Raw genomic sequence first — 16,014 nt, forward strand, 5'->3', positions numbered from 1 at the left:
CCTATTGGTAGCTGAAGCTGCGGATGGTGGCGAAGGCCAGGCGGAGGGCACCGGCGTCCTTGCGGCCGGGCTGGCCGGGGTACTCCACGCCGGAGTTGAGGTCGAGGCCGAGGCAGCCGACGGCGAGTGCGGCAGTGAGGTTGGCGGGGTTCAGGCCACCGGCGAGCAGGCTGTGCTGCTTCACCTCGGCGGGGATGGTCGACCAGTCGAAGGTGGTGCCGGTGCCGCCGTCGCCGGAGTCGAGGACGAGCTTATCGACGTCCCCCGCAATCGCCGCGGCCACCTCTCCCCCGGTCGCTGTGGTCATGGAGACGGCCCGCCAGACCTCTGTGCCCTCGGGCACCTCGGCACGGGCGGTGGCGATGAGGGCGCGCTCGGCTGCCACGGAGCCCTGGTACGGGGCGTGGAGCTGGACGGCCGCGACACCGTCGAGGCAGAGTTCCGCAAGACCGGAGGTGCGGCGCGAGACGACGACGTACTTCAGGCTGCCCTCCGAGCTGATGATCTGCTCCGCAGTTTCACGTGAAACATTGCGCTTCGAGGTCTCATCGAAGATGAGCCCGCCGTAGACGGCGCCGGCTGCGGCGGCGGCCTGGGCGGCGGTCGGTGAAGTGAGTCCGCAGACCTTGTTCGGTCCGTAGACGAGTTCGCGGGCGGCCAGGTCGATGTCCGGCTGGGAGGTCAACTGCGAGCCCACGAGGAAACCGTTGGAGTGGCCGCCGAGCCGGCGGACGGTCTCGCTGTCGCGGATTCCGGACTCGGAGACAACGACGGCGTCCGCCGGGAGCAGCGCCGCCAGTCGGGCGGAGCGGTCCAGGTCGATGGACAGGTCGTGGAGGTTGCGGTGGTTGATGCCGAAGATCTTCGCACCGAGACGGACGGCACGCTCGGTCTCCTCCTCGTCGATGACCTCGGTGAGGATGTCGAGGTCGTAGCGGGCGGCGACGTCGGCAAGCGCGGTGTACTCCTCGTCGGAGAGCACGGAGAGCATGAGCAGGATGGCGTCGGCACCGAAATAGCGGGCGGCGTGGATCTGGACCTCGTCGATGATGAAGTCCTTGCACAGCACCGGCAGGTGCGAGGAGGAGGCGACGGTGGCCAGGTGGTCGTAGTCGCCGCCGAAGCGGTCGGGCTCACAGAGCACGGAGATTCCCGAGGCATAGCGCGAGTAGACGCGCGCGATGGCGCCCGGCTCATAGTGCTCGCGGATCATGCCGAGGGAGGGTGAGGAGGACTTGCACTCCATGATGAAGCGGTTGCCCCCGCGGCCGTCGGCACGCAAGTTGTCGTAGAGGGAGCGGGTGGACTTCGTCAGGGTGGACAGGTCCACGTGGGCGATGCGCGCCCGGATCTCCCCGAGATGGCCGCGGCGGCCCTCGACGATGCCCTCCAGAACGGTCGGAAGTTTATGCGCCATAATCGGTCCCTTCATGCTTGTTGAGCCACTCCCCCACTGTCCCGTCCGCGATGAGCCTGAGCGCCAGTTCGGTGCCCTCGCGCAGGGAGTCGACGCGGGAGTTGAGGTAGAACATTGCACCGGCGTTGACGGCCACGGCGTCGCGGTGCGCGGTCGGGCCCGTGCCGTCGAAGATCGCGCGCATGTGACGGGCGTTCTCCTCGCCCTCACCGCCGACGAGACCCTCGAGCGAACACTTCTCGACGCCCAGTTCCTCCGGCGTCACCTCGTAGGTGATGATCTCCCCGTCCGCCTGCAGCTCCCACACGGTGGTGGTGCCGTGGACGGCGATCTCATCGGTGCCGGCCCCGTGGACGACCAGGGCGCGGGAACGGCCGAGCTCCCGGAAGACCTCCGCGAGCATCTGGCCGTGGGCGGGGTTGGCCACGCCCATGATCTGGAATTCGGGGCGCACCGGGGAGAGCAGCGGGCCGAGGACGTTGAAGAGGGTGGGCACCTTCAGCGCCTTGCGCACCGGCTGGGCATGCGCGATGGCCGGATTGTAGGCCGGGGCGAAGAGGAAGGTGAAGTTGGAGGCCTCGAACTGGCGCAGTGCACGTTCCGGGTCCAGATCGAGCGGGATGTTGAGTGCCTCGAGCACGTCCGCGGACCCCGACTTGGAGGAGACGGAGCGGTTGCCGTGCTTGATCACCTTCAGTCCCCCGGCGGCCGCGACGAGGGAGGCGCCGGTGGTGATGTTGATGGTGTTGGCGCCGTCGCCGCCCGTGCCGGCGGTGTCGAGCACGCCTTCGCCGATGACCGGGAAGGGGCGGCCGGCGTTGAGGAAGGCCTTGGCGGCGCCGGCGATGTCGGCGAAGGTCTCGCCGCGGGTGCGGATGGTCGCCAGCAGCGCCGCGATGTGGACGTCGTCGTATTCACCGATGGTCATGGGGGTGAAGACCTCGACGGCGTCCTCGACGGTGGGGGCCGGGTTGTCCAGGTACCTGATCAGCACCTGCAGGTTGTCGGGATGGGTCATCAGCGGGAACCTTCCTTCTGGGAAATACTGAGCAACTGGCTGACGCAACGTGTCAGGATGATCGGGCCGGAGGGGCTGAGCACACTCTCGGGGTGGAACTGCAGGCCGATGGCCATGCCGTCCGGGGTCTCGGCGGCCATGACGACGTCACCGATCTCCGTCTCCGTGGTGGCCAGCGGGTGCATGCCCGCCGCCTCGCGGCAGCCGAGGGAGTGGTAGCGGGCGACCGGCACGAGGCGGCCGACCTTGCCTGGGAGGTCAGCGTCGATGGCCAGTCCGGCGAAGACGGGGTGTTCCACGCCGGCGTCGGTGAGCGTCATCGGCACGGAGACACCGTGGACGGGACCACAGGGTTCGACCTTTCCGCCGTGGTGTTCGAGCAGGGCCTGGAAACCCAGGCAGATGCCGAGCACCGGAATCTTACCGATCACCCGTTCGACGATCGCCGGCAGGTTGCCGGCGGTGGCCGGGTAACCCGGGCCGGGTGAGAGGCAGATCAGGTCGGGCTCCGCCGCGAGGACCTCCGCCACCGTGACGGTGTTGCGGAAGACGGTGCAGCGGTAGCCGGCCTCGGCGAAGGCGTCGACGAGGTTGTAGACGAAGCTGTCGTGGTTGTCGATGAGGACGATGTGCGTCATCGGATGACCTCCAGGGTGGAATCCGCGGCGAGCGCGATGGCGTTGAGCACGGCATAGGCCTTCTGCAGGGTCTCGTCGGCCTCGGACTGGGGGTTGGAGTCACGGACCACACCTGCGCCGGCCTGGACGGAGGCGGTGCCGTCCTGGACGAAGGCGGAGCGGATGACGATGCAGTTGTCCATGTCGCCGTTGCCCCGGATGTAGCCGATGGCCCCGCCGTAGGAACCGCGGCGGCGTTTCTCCACGCCCCGCAGCAGTTCCATCGCGCGGATCTTCGGGGCGCCTGACAGGGTGCCCATGTTCATGCAGGCGCGGTAGGCGTCGAGCGCGTCGAGCTCCGGGTCCAGTGTCGCGGTCACCCGGGAGACCAGGTGCATGACGCGGGAGTAGCGGTCGACCTGCAGCAGGTCGGCGACCCGGCGTGTGGCCGGGACGGCGACGCGGGCGAGGTCGTTGCGGGCGAGGTCAACGAGCATGGTGTGCTCGGCGATCTCCTTGGCGTCGGTACGCAGCTCGAGTTCCATGCGGATGTCGAGTTCGTCGTTGATGGAGCCGTCCGGGTTCAGGCCGCGGGGGCGGGTGCCGGCGATGGGATAGAGCTGGACCTCGCGGGTGGCGGAGTCGAATTTGAGGTTTGATTCCGGGGAGGCTCCGAACAGTTCGAAGGGCCGACCGTTGGTGCCGGTGCCGCGCTGGTAGAACATGTACGGGCTGGGATTGGTCTCCCGCAGCTGCCGGTAGGCGGCGAAGGCGTCGGGGCAGGGCGCGGTGAAGGTCCGGGCGGGCACGACCTGGTAGATGTCACCGTTGTGGATGTTCTGTTTGAGTCCCTCCACCTGGCCACGGAATTCCGCGTCGGGGATGTCGGTGGTGACCCGGAGGACGTCCGAGTGATGGACGGTGGGCTGGTAGGTGTGCTCGGCGGCGTCGATGAGCGCGGCGAGTTCGTCGAGGCGGTCCGCGAGATCGTCCTCGGCGAGGGAGACACCGGTCAGGTGCGCGGTCTGGTCGCCGTGGTTGATGGTGAGCACGATCTCGGCGAGCACGAACTGGTAGTCCGGGTAGGTGTTGGTGCTCTCCCCTACCGCGGGAAGTTCCTCGAATGTCTCCAGGAAGTCGAAGGCGATGCCCCCGGTCAGCATGGGCAGGGTGTGGGTGGGGTCCTCATAACCGGCGTCGCGGGTCAGGGCGCGCAGGGGTTCCACGGGGCTGACGGCGGTGAGTCGCTCGCGTTCGTTGACGGCGTCAGTGCGCGGGAAGGTGAAGGTGTCGTGGCCGTAGTCGGCCAGCTGTCCGTTGAGCTTATCGACGATCACCTCACCCGAGGCCGTCAGCGGCGTCGCCGTCACCGACTGGCCATGGCAGGTCAGCCGCACAGAGGACGTGAGCACCGCAACGGAGGAGATCCCGGACTTCGTGGTGATGTCGGCGGATTCCAGGAGAATGGAATCCTCCGCGGTGGTGCCGCCGAGGTGGGCGAACAGGCCGGAGGCGTCGGCGTGGTAGCGCACCTGACGGGTTAGCACCACTGGTGGGGAACTGCTGGTCATCTGGGTATTCTACTTTCCTGGGGGCGGGTGGGTCATTCGTGCTTCCCGCTGCCGGCCAGGTGGTGTACCCGAGAAAAATACAGGGCCCGCAGCGCTTCCTGGGAAGACGGCGGGCCTGGGATGGAGTGCAACACGTGTGGCTCGCCGGTTAAGCGCGCCACCACCACTGGGTGCTTCGGAGAGAAGTCGAGTTGTTCACGTCACAGACGTTAATGCGCTGTCGGGCAGGGCGCAACTCCACCGGGGGTGAGGGCCTACTGCTGGTCTGCCTGGCTGGCGGCACGACGCAGCGCGTCGATGTCCACTTCGGGGGTTTCGGCGGGGGCACCGCAGTTGCAGTTTTCACCACAGCCGTGGGAGTCCTCCGCCTCGGCGTCGAGAAGCGAGGCCTTCTGCGCACCGACGTGGGCACCCAGGCTCATGGCCACCAGGGCGACGAGGATGGTGAAGAGCGTGAAGAGCCACATCCAACCCCCCGAGACCAGGCCGATGAGGCCACCGAAGAGGAGGGCCACGCCACCGAAGGTCCAGACCGGGCCGGCGGCGGAGTGCGCGGCCCGCCACGTCTCCTCCGATTTGCGGACCTCGGGGATCCGCATACCGATGATCGAGTTGCCCGGCAGCTTCTTCGTCCAGGAGACCACTCCGAACAACAGCAGGCACAGGGCGAGGATGATCAGAACCAAAGCGATGACCGTCATAACGGGTCAGTCTATCCGGTGCAGTAGATTTTCTGGTATGGACCTCAAGCGCCTCACCTCATCGCTGCTGTTCTGGGTGGTCGTCGCGATCATCCTGGGCATCATCTGCAGCCTCTTCTTCCCGGAATGGTTGGCCCGGGTTTTCATCACCTTCAACAGCCTCTTCGGCGGTTTCCTCGGATTCTTCGTCCCTGTACTCATCTTCGCCCTGATCACTCCCGCGATCGGGGGCCTGGGCCGGGGGGCCGGGAAGTGGTTGGCCATCACCACCGCCATCGCCTACGCCTCGACGATCCTGTCGGGTCTGCTCGGCTACGCGGTCGCGGTCGGTCTCTTCCCCAGCCTGCTGGCGGGGCAGACAGTGAACACCGTCGAGGAGTCGGAGTCGGCCCTCACCAGCTACTTCTCCATCGAGATGCCGCCACCCTTCGAGATCATGACCGCCCTGCTGCTGGCCTTCTGCCTGGGTGTGGCCATGACGGTGGTCAAGTCCGACACCATGTACGCGCTCAGCCGGGATCTGGAGCGGGTGGTCATGAAGGTGATCTCCGCCTTCGTCATACCGCTGCTGCCGGTGTTCATCTTCGGCATGTTCCTCTCCCTGGGCATGGACGGCAACCTCGGCGCGACGATGGTGGCCTTCGGCAAGGTGATCGTGGTCGCCGTGGTCATGACCTTCATCTTCCTTGCCGTGCTCTTCGGGGTTGCGGGTGCCGTCGCGAAGGTGAACCCCTTCGTGGCCTTCAAGAACATGCTGCCCGCCTACGCCACCGCGCTGGGCACCTCCTCCTCCGCCGCGACGATCCCGGTCAGCTACAAGTCCACCCTGCGCAACCGGGTCGACCCCAACGTCGCCGGTTTCGTCATCCCGCTGTGCGCGACCATCCACCTCGGCGGCTCGATGATGAAGATCGTCCTCTTCGCCTTCGCCATCGTCCAGATGGCCGGCATCGAGGTCTCCCCGGGCATGGCCATCGGCTTCCTGCTCATGCTCGGCGTGACCATGATCGCGGCCCCCGGTGTGCCGGGTGGGGCCATCATGGCCGCCGTCGGTCTGCTCTCCTCCATGCTGGGCTTCACCGACGCCCAGGTGGCGCTGATGATCGCCGCCTACATCGCCATCGACTCCTTCGGCACCGCCGCCAACGTCACCGGTGACGGCGCGATCGCGCTGATCATCAACCGCTTCGCCAAGGGGAAGATCAACAAGGTCCGTGAGGTCGAGACCGTCGAGCCTGAGCCCGTACAGTAGCTCTCCCCATACTCCTCCAGGACCGCGAGTTTCTCGCGGTCCTTTTCTTTGTTCGCCCTATTCCCCGCGGATCGTGCACCCGCTCGGGCCGTCCCAGCTCGGGTAGATGGGCTGGACATCACCGGGGCCCGGCACCCGGAGCAGGTTGACCGAGGTGTAGAGCGCGGGTACGTCGGCGGTGTTCTCGATGGCCTGCAGTTTCACGGCGGCGTCGTGGAACTCCCGCAGCTGCTCGGGATCGTGGTTCCACACCCGGTGGATCTGCTCGTCCATCTCGAAGATGAGCCAGTGCCCGTCCTGTCCGAGGACGGTGATCTGTTTGATCTCGCCGGGCTTTTTCCAGGACAGCCCGGCCTGGATCCAGTGGACGGCATGGCCGGGACGGTAGTTGGTGCATCGGTGGTGCATGGGAGTTCTCCCCGTGATCGCATGTTTCCCGCACCGGTTCCTCCGGTGGGGCGGATCTTCCCTCGAGGGCACCGGTGGGCGATTCCACGGTTGCCAGTCAGCGTGTCGGGGGGCTTGTCGCTGAGCTTCTGGATCCTGGGGACACGATAGCACAGATCTAGACCAAGCTGTCTGAAGGGGGAGGGCGCTACCCTGACCGGTATGGAGAATTTCGTGCGCGTCGCAGCCGTGGAGGACCTCTCCCCCGGCTCCACCCTGCGGCTGGTGGATTTCGATCCGCCCGTCACCCTCGTCCGTGATCTCGGTGGTGACTTTCACGCCCTCGATGATGCCTGCCCCCACGTCGGTGCCTCCCTCGTGCGGGGTGTCATCCACGAGGACGCTGTCATCGAGTGCCCCCTCCACCACGGCCTGTGGTGCCTGCGGACGGGTGAGCCGAGGAAGTATCCGGCGCGGGTCCCGGCCACCGTCCACCGCGTGGAGGTGCGCGACGGGGGCGTCTGGTTGTCTGTCTGAGAAAACAGCGGCACCCCGCTGAACCGGGTGTGGTTCAGCGGGGTGCCGTGTGACGGGGCGGGTCAGTTCTTCGTCTCCACCTTCTCACCGGCGAAGATCGGGGCGAAGAAGTCGGCCAGGCCCTGGGTGTCGGTCAGCGGCAGGACCGTGGCCACGTACTGGTCGGGGCGGACCACGACCACCGCGCCGTCGCGGCTGATGCCGCGTGCCTCGAAGATGTTCTCCTCCGGGAGCGCGGACCAGACGTTCTCGAGGTCCTTCAGCTTGTGCGGTCCGACCTTCGGCAGGAAGGCCTCGGGGGCGTCGGTGACCTCGAAGTCATGGTGGTGCTGCTGGTAGATGACCTTGACGTCGAACCAGGCGTTCTCGTCGCCGTCGGCCGGGGTGTAGGCGCGGACCGGGGACTCCGGGGAGTTGAGCCACTCGGCCCAGTCGGTCAGCTTCGAGGGCTGACCTGCGGCCGGGGCATCGGCGAAGGCGTAGATGCGCCAGCGGCCGTCGGCACGGTGCTCGTGGCCGATGTGCAGATCGTGGGCGTCGCAGCGGCGCATCGCCCGGTAGGACTTGAAACGGCGGCCGACGGGGAAACCGGTGGCGAGATCCTGGTGTTCAGTGGTACCGGTGATGAGGTTATCCGCGTACTCCGTGAGGAAGCCGGCGGCGAACTCCTCGGCCTCGACATAGAACCTGGCGATGTCGTCCGGGTTCTCCAGCTGGTCGAGCGGGGTGGCCATGAGGGTGGACCACTCCTTGTCGAAGTTGATCAGGTTCTGAGCGGCCGGCTGACGCTCACCGTGGTAGGTGTTCAGCAGGTCGACGGGGGCACGGCCGTCGACGACGTGGCCGAGCTTCCAGCCGATGTTGAAGCCGTCCTGCATGGAGACGTTCATGCCCTGGCCGGCCTTGGCGGAGTGGGTGTGGCAGGCGTCGCCGGTGAGGAAGACGCGCGGGTGGCCCTCGTCGCCGTCGATATCGTCGAAGGCGTCGACGAGGCGGTGGCCGACCTCGTAGATGGAGTGCCAGGCGACATCCTTGACGTCCACGTAGTACGGGTGGAGGATGTCGTTCGCCTTCTTGATCACCGTCTCCAGCGGGGTCTTGCGGACAGTGCCGTGGTCGCCCTCCGGGACCATCCCGAGGTCGACGTACATGCGGAAGAGGTAGCCGCCCTCACGCGGGATGTGGAGGATGGAGCCGGCCTTGGAGTGGATGGCGCACTTGGTGCGGATGTCCGGGAAGTCGCTGTCGGCCAGCACGTCCATGACGCCCCAGGCCTGGTTCTGCTGGTCACCCTCGAGGTGGCGGCCGATGGAGTCGCGGACGCGGGAGCGGCCGCCGTCGCTGCCGACGACATATTTGGCGCGGACGGTGCGGATCTCCTCCGGCTGGCCGGGCATGACGCGCTTCAGCTGCACGGCGACGGGGTACTCCCCCTCGTCGGTGACCTGCAGGTCAATGAACTCCCAGCCGTAGTCCGGCACCAGGCGGGACGGGGAACGCTGGGCGAATTCGGCGAAGTAGTCCAGCACACGGGCCTGGTTGACGATCAGGTGGGGGAACTCGGAGATCCCGAACTCATCGTCGAGGGGACGGTCGGTGCGGATGATGTTCTCGGGCTTGTCCGGGTCCTGGTTCCAGAAGGACATCTCGGTGATGCGGTAGGCCTCATCGGTGATCTCGTTGGCGAAGCCGAAGGCCTGGAAGGTCTCCACGGAACGGGCCTGGATGCCGTCCGCCTGGCCCAGTTCGAGGCGACGGGGGCGACGTTCGATGATGCGGGTGTGGACGTCGGGGAACATGGATAGCTGGGCGGCGGCGATCATGCCGGCCGGGCCGGAGCCGACGATGAGCACGTCCATCTCGTCAGGCAGCTCCTCGGGGCGGTTGAGACCGATACCGGCGGCGTTGAGGCAGCGGGGGTTTTCGGAGACGTATCCGTAGTGGTGGAACTGCATGGTGACCTCCTGGGGTTGGGACGAAGGGACACTGTCCCGGCTGTTTATGTGATGGGGAGCGGGGTGTAGATGAAATATGATCCAGATCATCTGTTGAAGTGGATCATATATGAAATCCTTCTATTTGGCGGAGATCTTCTCAGTCCGGTTCTGACCGAAGGTGAAATGCCCCTTCGACTGGATCTCCTCATGGTCCGGTCCCAGCGGGATTCCGGTGCGGTCCCGCAGCAGCACCGCGGCGATGAGTCCGACGGTGACCATGGTCAGCAGGTAGATGGTGACGGAGGTGGTGGTGCCGGTGGCCTCCACGAGGGCGGCCGCGATGGAGGGGGCGAAGGCACCGCCGACGATGGAACCGATTGCGTAGGTGATGGACACACCTGAGAATCGGATCGAGGCCGGGAAGAGCTCCGCGTAGGTGGCGGCCTGCTGGCCGTAGGTGAGTCCGAGGCCGACGGTCAGCAGGATGAGGGCGACGTACAGGATCGCGAGACTACCCGTGTTGACCAGCGGGAACAGGGCTGCCGCACCGATGCCCAGCGCGATGTAACCGATCAGGTAGGTGTTGCGGCGGCCGATGTGGTCGGAGACCCAGCCCGCGAGCAGAGTGAAGAACATCCAGGTGGCCGCGGAGAAGGTGACGGCCAGCAGCACCGGGCCGCGCTCCATGGCCAGGCCCTCCGGGTTGGTGGCGTAGTTCTGGATGTAGCCGCCGGTGGTCATGTAGCCCACGGTGTTCTGGCCCGCGAAGAGCAGGGCGGCGGTGATGACCAGCGGGGTGTACTTGCCGAACAGCGTCTTGACGGGGTTGGCCGTCGTACCCTTGCGCTGTGCGATCTGCGCAAACACCGGGGACTCGTCCACACCCATGCGGATGAAATAGCCGATGAAGACCAGCACGATCGACAGCAGGAACGGCACGCGCCAGCCCCATTCGAGGAAGGCGTCACCCGGGGCGATGACGTTCATGAGGGCGAGGATGCCGGAGGAGAGCAGCAGGCCGGCGGGGACGCCGACCTGGGGGCCGGAGCCGAAGAGTCCGCGCTTGTTGTCCGGTGCATGCTCGACGGCGAGGAGGACCGCACCGCCCCACTCGCCACCAGCGGAGATGCCCTGGATGATGCGCAGCAGAATCAGCAGGATGGGGGCGAGGATGCCGACCGTCTCATAGGTCGGTAGGAGGCCGATGAGGGCGGTCGCGCCACCCATGGCGAACAGGGTCACCATGAGCACCACGCGGCGGCCGTAGCGGTCACCGAAATGACCGGCGAGGAACGCGCCGAAGGGGCGGAAGAGGAAGGACAGGCCCACGGTGAGGAAGGCCACGATCGTCGCGCCGCCGGTGCCGAGCGGGCTGAACATGAGCTGGTTGAAGACCAGCCCTGCGGCAGCGGCGTAGAGGAAGTAGTCGTACCACTCGATGGCGGTGCCGATGGTGGTCGCGGCGACGACCCGACGTTGTTCCCGCCGTGCTGCGGCGGTCTTCTGGGGTGCGGTTGTGCTGGGCAAGGTGACTCCCGGTTGATTGTGTGGGTTGCCATAGGCGACTTCGTTATGTGAGCCGAAGCACTTGCAGGCTTGGAGCAAATGATATACGATCTAGTCAGAATTGCAAGAGCGTTCCTGATCAATCCGATAAAAAGGGGGTCCCGTGGCACCTATCTCCGCGTTGCCAGTGCAGCCAGGCAAGGTCATCGCCGTCCACCTGGCTTTCGAATCGCGCGCCGCCCAGCGCGGGCGTCGTCCGAAGCAGCCGTCCTACTTCATCAAGGCCACCAGTTCCCTGTCCCCCTCCGGGGCCGAGGTTGTGCGCCCTGAGGGGACCGAACTGCTGGCCTTCGAGGGTGAGATTGCGCTCATCATCGGGGAGCCCGCCCGTAACGTCCCGCTCGAGCGGGCGTGGGAGCACGTCTCCCACGTCACCGCCTCCAACGATCTGGGCATCTACGACTACCGCGCCCAGGACAAGGGCTCCAACACCCGCTCCAAGAGCCGGGACGGCTACACCCCGATCGGCCCCGAACTCATCGACGCCCGCGCCATCGACCCGAAGGCCCTGCGCCTGCGCACCTGGGTCAATGGCGAGCTCGTCCAGGAGGACGGCACCAGTGACGAGCAGATGATCTTCCCGCTCGCCCAGTTCGTCGCCGACCTGTCCCAGCACATGACCCTGGAGACCGGGGACATCATCCTCACCGGCACCCCGGCCGGTTCAACCGTCGTGCAGCCGGGCGACGTCATCGAGGTCGAGGTGGACGCCCCCACCGCGCCGGGCGTCCCCACCTCCGGGAAGCTGCGCACCCCCGTGGTCTCCGGCCCCGGCGATTTCGACGGCTCCGTCGGCATGCTGCCGAACATCGACGACAAGCAGAGCGAGGAAGCCTGGGGCGACCGCGCGGCCGCCGGCCTGCCGGCGGACCCCAACGCCATCAGCGCTGAGCTGCGCGCCAAGCTGGAGGCCGCACCCACCGCCGGCCTGTCGGCCCAGCTGCGCAACCGCGGACTGAACCAGGTCGTCATCGAGGGGGTCTACCCGCAGACCCGCGGCACCAAGATGGTCGGCGTCGCCCGCACCCTGCGCTTCCTGCCGGAACGCGAGGACCTGTTCAAGACTCACGGCGGCGGCTTCAACGCCCAGAAGCGGACCTTCGACGCTGTGAAGCCGGGTGAGGTCCTCGTCATCGAGGCCCGGCGCCAGTCCGAGTCCGGCACCATGGGCGACATCCTGGCGCTGCGCGCCAGGTTCCGCGGCGCCGCCGGCGTGGTCACTGACGGCGGCGTCCGGGACTACGAGGAGGTCAAGGAGATCGGCCTCCCGGTCTTCACCCAGGGCGCACACCCGGCGGTCCTCGGGCGTCGTCACGTGCCGTGGGACCACGACCTGGCGATCGCCTGCGGCAACGCCACCGTGGTACCGGGTGACATCATCGTCGGCGACGATGACGGTGTCATCGTCATCCCGCGCAACCTGGCCGAGGAGGTCGCCGACGCGGCCCTGGTCAAGGAGCACGAGGATGCCTGGGTCGCCGAGCGCGTCGCCGAGGGTGGTCCCCTTGATGGCCTGTTCCCGCCGACCGGCGCCAACAAGGAGGCCTACCAGGCCTACCTCGCCGCGAACCCGGTCGAGTTCCCCACACCGGGCGGGGGAGGGAGTTGAGCCATGACGGAGCCTGACCGGTTGAACAAGGCCGAATACGCCTACGTCTGGCTGCGGGACCGGATCCGCAGCCGCGAGTACGAGCCCGGCCACCGGCTGGTCCTCAGCAGCATCGCGGCCGAACTGGAGGTCAGTCCGGTACCCGTCCGCGAGGCCATCCGGCAGCTTGAGGCCGAGGGCCTGGTCACCTACGAGCGCAACGTCGGGGCGCGGGTCTCCACCCTCAACCAGGACGCCTACTTCGAGACGATGGAGACCGTCGCCCTCCTCGAGGGCCGCGCCACCGCGCTGTCCATCCCCCACCTCGGGCCGGGGCAGCTGGCCAAGGCCCGGGAGCTCAACGAGAAGATGGAGGCCACCCTCCAGGATTTCGATCCGCAGGCCTTCACCGAACTCAACCGCAAATTCCACCGGACCCTGTTCGGGGCGTGCCCGAACAAACGTCTGCTGGAGCTGCTCTACGAGGAATGGGACCGCCTGGACTACTTCCGGGACTCCACCTTCAGGTTCATCCCCCAGCGGGCCCGGTCCTCGGTCGCCGAGCACTTCCAGCTGGTCGGACTCATCGAGGCCGGGGCGGACCCCACCTACGTGGAACAGAAGGCCCGGGACCACCGCCTGGCCACCAGCACCACCTACCGCAACATCATCGAATCCACCGACTCCCCTTCCACCGCACACGATTAGGAGCCACCCCATGGTGAACAACGACGCCGCCAAGCCCAACGACCTGCCCGAGAAGATCCGCCACTACATCAACGGCGAGTTCGTCGACTCCATCGACGGCGATGAGTTCGATGTCCTGGACCCGGTCACCAACGAGAACTACATCAGGGCCGCCTCCGGCAAGCCCGCCGACATCGACGCCGCCGTCGCCGCCGCCAAGGAGGCCTTCGACAACGGCCCGTGGCGCCACATGCTCCCCCGCGAGCGCTCCCGTGTCCTGCACAAGATCGCCGACATCGTCGAGTCCCGGGAGGACACCCTCGCCGCCTGGGAGTCCTTCGACTCCGGCCTGCCGATCACCCAGGCCAAGGGACAGGCACGCCGTGCCGCCGAGAACTTCCGCTTCTTCGCGGACCTCATCGTCGCCCAGATCGACGACACCTACAAGGTGCCCGGCCGTCAGGTCAACTACGTCAACCGCAAGCCGATCGGCGTCGCCGGCCTGATCACCCCGTGGAACACCCCGTTCATGCTCGAGTCCTGGAAGCTCGCCCCGGCGATCGCCACCGGCAACAGCGTCGTCCTCAAGCCGGCCGAGTTCACTCCGCTGTCCGCACAGCTGTGGGCCGGCATCTTCGAGGAGGCAGGCCTGCCCAAGGGTGTGTTCAACCTCGTCAACGGCTTCGGCGAGGAGGGCTACGCCGGCGACCCGCTGGTCAAGCACCCGGACGTGCCGCTGATCTCCTTCACCGGTGAGTCCCGCACCGGACAGATCATCTTCGGCAACGCCGCCCCGTACCTCAAGGGCCTGTCCATGGAACTCGGCGGCAAGTCCCCGGCGGTCGTCTTCGAGGACGCCGACCTGGAGGCCGCCATCAACGCCACCGTCTTCGGTGTCTTCTCCCTCAACGGTGAGCGCTGCACCGCCGGCGCCCGCATCCTGGTCCAGCGCAGCGTCTACGACGAGTTCGTCGAGCGCTACGCAGCCCAGGCCAAGCGCGTCAAGGTCGGTCTGCCGTCCGACCCGGCCACCGAGGTCGGCGCCCTGGTCCACCCGGAGCACTACGACAAGGTCGTCTCCTACATCGAGATCGGCAAGTCCGAGGGCCGCCTCGTCGCCGGCGGCGAGCGCCCGGAGGGCTTCCCCGACGGCAACTTCGTCCAGCCCACCGTCTTCGTCGACGTCGACCCCTCCGCCCGCATCTTCCAGGAGGAGATCTTCGGCCCCGTCGTCGCCATCACCCCCTTCGACACCGAGGAGGAGGCACTCGAGCTGGCCAACAACACCCGCTACGGCCTGGCCGCCTACATCTGGACCTCCGACCTCAAGCGCGCCCACAACTTCGCGCAGAACGTCGAGGCCGGCATGGTCTGGCTGAACTCCAACAACGTCCGTGACCTGCGCACCCCCTTCGGTGGCGTCAAGGCCTCGGGTCTGGGCCACGAGGGCGGCTACCGCTCCATCGACTTCTACACCGACCAGCAGGCCGTCCACATCAACCTCGGCGAAGTCCACAACCCGGTCTTCGGCAAGGCCGAGGACGCCGAGCTCATCGACGGCTAAGCCCCCGCGGCGTCGAGAAGCACCACCCCACACCCCGAAAGGAACCCCACCATGTCCGAGAACATCACCGCCCCCGACATCCTGCGCTGCGCCTACATGGAGATCGTCGTCACCGACCTCGCGGCCTCCCGCAAGTTCTACGTCGACACCCTGGGCCTCGTCGTCACCAAGGAGACCGAGGACCGCATCTACCTGCGCACCTTCGAGGAGTTCATCCACCACAACCTGGTGCTGACCAAGGGCCCCGAGGCCGCAGTCGCCGCCTTCAGCTTCCGCGTCCGCTCCCCGGAGGACCTCGACCGCGCCGAGGAGTTCTACCGGGCCCGCGGCTGTGAGGTCCGCCGCAACAGGGACGGCTACGTCGACGGCATCGGCGACTCCGTCCGCGTCCAGGATCCGCTGGGCTTCCCCTACGAGTTCTTCCACGAGGTCGAGCACGTCGAGCGTCTGGCCTGGGCCTACGACATCCACATCCCGGGCGCCCTGGTCCGCCTCGACCACTTCAACCAGATCACCCCGGACGTGCCCACCGCAGTCGGGTACATGACTGACCTGGGTTTCCGCACCACCGAGGACATCCGCGACTCCGAGGGCACCGTCTACGCAGCCTGGATGCGCCGCAAGCCGACCGTCCACGACACCGCCATGACCGGCGGCGACGGCCCGCGCATGCACCACATCGCCTTCGCCACCCACGAGAAGCACAACATCATCGCCATCTGCGACAAGCTGGGTGCCCTGCGCGAATCCGACCGCATCGAGCGTGGTCCGGGCCGCCACGGCGTCTCCAACGCCTACTACCTCTACCTGCGCGACCCGGACGGCCACCGCGTCGAGATCTACACCCAGGACTACTACACCGGCGATCCGGACAACCCGGTCGTCAGCTGGGACGTCCACGACAACCAGCGCCGCGACTGGTGGGGCACCCCGGTCGTCCCGTCCTGGTACCGCGACGGCTCCCGCGTCCTGGACCTCGACGGCAACCTGGTCCCGCTGGTCGAGCGCACCGACGCCTCCGAGCTGGAGGAGACCATCGGCGCCGACGGCTTCTCCTACACCCGTGCAGAAGAGGGCGAGGAATCCATGCCGGAGTGGAAGCAGGGCGAGTACAAGCTCGGCCACTCGCTCTAGTCAGAACCTGACACACCTAACCCAAGGAGAAGCGGAAC

14 protein-coding genes and 1 riboswitch are annotated in these 16,014 nt (G+C 67.0%); of the genes, 6 read left to right on the forward strand and 8 right to left on the reverse strand.

The features are described from left to right. Position 1: 1 nt before the first annotated feature. The 5 genes from trpCF to EAH68_RS10820 form a co-directional block, all read right to left on the reverse strand. Positions 2-1,432 carry a bifunctional indole-3-glycerol-phosphate synthase TrpC/phosphoribosylanthranilate isomerase TrpF gene (gene trpCF, locus EAH68_RS10800; RefSeq protein WP_439647628.1) on the reverse strand — a complete coding sequence of 477 codons (1,431 nt, stop codon included), beginning with the start codon at positions 1,430-1,432 and terminating at the stop codon, positions 2-4. Next, the gene (gene trpD / locus EAH68_RS10805) at positions 1,407-2,435 is read right to left on the reverse strand and encodes an anthranilate phosphoribosyltransferase (RefSeq protein WP_126121343.1); all 1,029 of its coding nucleotides are present in this window, start codon (positions 2,433-2,435) and stop codon (positions 1,407-1,409) included. The genes trpCF and trpD overlap by 26 nt, the downstream gene beginning before the upstream one ends. After that, complete coding sequence (locus EAH68_RS10810; protein WP_126121344.1) at positions 2,435-3,073, reverse strand: anthranilate synthase component II; 639 nt, start codon at positions 3,071-3,073, stop codon at positions 2,435-2,437. Before EAH68_RS10810 ends, trpD begins: the two co-directional genes overlap by 1 nt. Beyond that, the gene (locus tag EAH68_RS10815; protein ID WP_126121345.1) at positions 3,070-4,623 is read right to left on the reverse strand and encodes an anthranilate synthase component 1; all 1,554 of its coding nucleotides are present in this window, start codon (positions 4,621-4,623) and stop codon (positions 3,070-3,072) included. Before EAH68_RS10815 ends, EAH68_RS10810 begins: the two co-directional genes overlap by 4 nt. Before the next feature lie 254 nt (positions 4,624-4,877). Continuing rightward, complete coding sequence (locus tag EAH68_RS10820; RefSeq protein ID WP_126121346.1) at positions 4,878-5,324, reverse strand: SdpI family protein; 447 nt, start codon at positions 5,322-5,324, stop codon at positions 4,878-4,880. 37 nt (positions 5,325-5,361) lie between these two features. Between EAH68_RS10820 and EAH68_RS10825 the strand changes: the two genes are divergently transcribed. Next, positions 5,362-6,576 carry a dicarboxylate/amino acid:cation symporter gene (locus EAH68_RS10825; RefSeq protein WP_126121347.1) on the forward strand — a complete coding sequence of 405 codons (1,215 nt, stop codon included), beginning with the start codon at positions 5,362-5,364 and terminating at the stop codon, positions 6,574-6,576. Between the two features lie 57 nt (positions 6,577-6,633). Here EAH68_RS10825 and EAH68_RS10830 read toward each other — a convergent pair whose 3' ends face one another. After that, positions 6,634-6,984 carry a hypothetical protein gene (locus tag EAH68_RS10830; RefSeq protein WP_126121348.1) on the reverse strand — a complete coding sequence of 117 codons (351 nt, stop codon included), beginning with the start codon at positions 6,982-6,984 and terminating at the stop codon, positions 6,634-6,636. A 16-nt stretch (positions 6,985-7,000) separates the two neighbouring features. Further along, positions 7,001-7,119: riboswitch (SAM riboswitch) on the reverse strand. Positions 7,120-7,185: 66 nt separating this feature from the next. Here EAH68_RS10830 and EAH68_RS10835 point away from each other — a divergent pair. Further along, the gene (locus EAH68_RS10835; RefSeq protein ID WP_126121349.1) at positions 7,186-7,500 is read left to right on the forward strand and encodes a Rieske 2Fe-2S domain-containing protein; all 315 of its coding nucleotides are present in this window, start codon (positions 7,186-7,188) and stop codon (positions 7,498-7,500) included. A 62-nt stretch (positions 7,501-7,562) separates the two neighbouring features. Here EAH68_RS10835 and EAH68_RS10840 read toward each other — a convergent pair whose 3' ends face one another. Both EAH68_RS10840 and EAH68_RS10845 read right to left on the reverse strand, forming a co-directional pair. Continuing rightward, the gene (locus tag EAH68_RS10840; RefSeq protein WP_126121350.1) at positions 7,563-9,455 is read right to left on the reverse strand and encodes an FAD-dependent monooxygenase; all 1,893 of its coding nucleotides are present in this window, start codon (positions 9,453-9,455) and stop codon (positions 7,563-7,565) included. Positions 9,456-9,575: 120 nt separating this feature from the next. Then, positions 9,576-10,964 (reverse strand): MFS transporter, encoded by a 1,389-nt coding sequence (locus tag EAH68_RS10845; protein ID WP_126121351.1) that lies wholly within the window; start codon positions 10,962-10,964, stop codon positions 9,576-9,578. Positions 10,965-11,106: 142 nt separating this feature from the next. On the opposite strand from EAH68_RS10845, the gene EAH68_RS10850 reads away from it, so the two are divergent. Genes EAH68_RS10850 through hpaD form a run of 4 tightly spaced genes read left to right on the forward strand, consistent with a single transcriptional unit; the run spans position 11,107 to position 15,976 of the window. Beyond that, on the forward strand, positions 11,107-12,612 hold the full coding sequence (locus EAH68_RS10850; RefSeq protein WP_126121352.1) for a fumarylacetoacetate hydrolase family protein: 1,506 nt from the start codon (positions 11,107-11,109) through the stop codon (positions 12,610-12,612). Positions 12,613-12,615: 3 nt separating this feature from the next. Then, positions 12,616-13,299 carry a GntR family transcriptional regulator gene (locus EAH68_RS10855; RefSeq protein WP_126121353.1) on the forward strand — a complete coding sequence of 228 codons (684 nt, stop codon included), beginning with the start codon at positions 12,616-12,618 and terminating at the stop codon, positions 13,297-13,299. Between the two features lie 10 nt (positions 13,300-13,309). Next, positions 13,310-14,842, forward strand: coding sequence for a 5-carboxymethyl-2-hydroxymuconate semialdehyde dehydrogenase (gene hpaE / locus EAH68_RS10860; protein ID WP_126121354.1), 1,533 nt, complete (start codon positions 13,310-13,312; stop codon positions 14,840-14,842). Positions 14,843-14,893: 51 nt separating this feature from the next. Beyond that, on the forward strand, positions 14,894-15,976 hold the full coding sequence (gene hpaD / locus EAH68_RS10865) for a 3,4-dihydroxyphenylacetate 2,3-dioxygenase (protein WP_126121355.1): 1,083 nt from the start codon (positions 14,894-14,896) through the stop codon (positions 15,974-15,976). Positions 15,977-16,014: the final 38 nt, after the last annotated feature.

Source organism: Corynebacterium hylobatis (assembly GCF_003955685.1).
GTDB lineage: Bacteria > Actinomycetota > Actinomycetes > Mycobacteriales > Mycobacteriaceae > Corynebacterium > Corynebacterium hylobatis.